Source organism: Ideonella azotifigens (assembly GCF_006519715.1).
In the GTDB taxonomy this organism is placed as follows: Bacteria; Pseudomonadota; Gammaproteobacteria; order Burkholderiales; family Burkholderiaceae_C; genus Ideonella; species Ideonella azotifigens.
Window position 1 is genome coordinate 1 of sequence record NZ_VIDT01001087.1, and the last position, 1,276, is coordinate 1,276.

At 69.4% G+C, this 1,276-nt stretch carries 1 protein-coding gene; it reads left to right on the forward strand.

What is annotated here, in order from left to right:
* Window positions 1-1,162, forward strand: a 1,162-nt coding sequence (gene hemN, locus FKP22_RS30760; RefSeq protein ID WP_141291977.1) for an oxygen-independent coproporphyrinogen III oxidase, incomplete at its 5' end; no start/stop codon positions are given.
* Window positions 1,163-1,276: the final 114 nt, after the last annotated feature.

Sequence of the window (1,276 nt, forward strand, 5' to 3'; positions counted from 1 at the left end):
CCGCCACCACGAGCGCGCCACCGAATACCTGCAGGCGCTGGACACCGAGATCGGCCTGGTGCGCGCCGCACTGGGCGACGGCCCGTCGGCTTCGCAGCTGGTCTCGCAGCTGCACCTGGGCGGCGGCTCGCCGACCTTCCTGTCCGACGAGGAGCTGGGCCGCCTGCTGGCCTCGCTGCGCGCCGCCTTCGGCTTCACCGAGGGTGCGGAGCTCTCGATCGAGGTCGACCCGCGCACCGTCAGCGCCGAGCGCCTGGCCCACCTGCGCACACTGGGCTTCAACCGCATCAGCTTCGGCGTGCAGGACTTCGATCCGCAGGTGCAGCAGGCGGTGCACCGCGTGCAGCCGTTCGAAAGCGTGAAAGCCTTGATGGTCAGCGCGCGCGAACTGGGCTTCGCCTCCATCAATGCCGACCTGATCTACGGCCTGCCGCAGCAGACGCCGGCCAGCTTCGCGCGCACCATTGCGCAGATCGGCGAACTGCGGCCGGACCGCCTGGCGCTGTACGCCTATGCCCACCTGCCGCAGCGCTTCAAGCCGCAGCGCCGCATCGACACCCTGCAGCTGCCCAGCGCCGCGCAACGTGTGGAAATGCTGGGCGGTGCCATCGCCGGCTTGCTGGGTCGCGGCTACACCTATGTGGGCATGGACCACTTCGCGCTGCCGGACGATCCTCTTGCCGTGGCCAAGCGCGAAGGTCGGCTGCACCGCAATTTCCAGGGCTACAGCACCCAGCCCGATTGCGACCTGATCGGCCTGGGCGTGTCGGCCATCGGCCGCGTGGGCGCGAGCTACCACCAGAACGCCAAGACCCTGCCCGAGTACTACGACGCGCTGCGCCAGGGCGAACTGCCGGTGCAGCGCGGCGTGGCGCTGGTGAGGGACGACCTGGTGCGGCGCGCCGTCATCATGGCGCTGATGTGCCAGGGCCGGGTCGACTTCGAATCCATCGAACTCGCTCACCTGATGGACATGCGCAGCTACTTCGCCACCGAGCTGCAGCAGCTGGCGCCGCTGGCCGAGGCAGGGTTGGTCGAGATCGAGCCGGATGCCTTGCAGGTCACCGCCACCGGCTGGTACGTGGTGCGCGCAGTGGCCATGGTCTTCGACCGCTACCTGCAGACCGACCGCCAGCGCGAGCGTTTCTCCAGGATGATTTGAGCGCCTGATGACCGCTGCCATGTTGCCGCTGGTGCTTGCTGGCCTGGCCATGGGCGTGGCTGCTTCGCCGCACTGCGCCAGCATGTGCGCCGGGCCGTGTGCGGCGCTCACCGG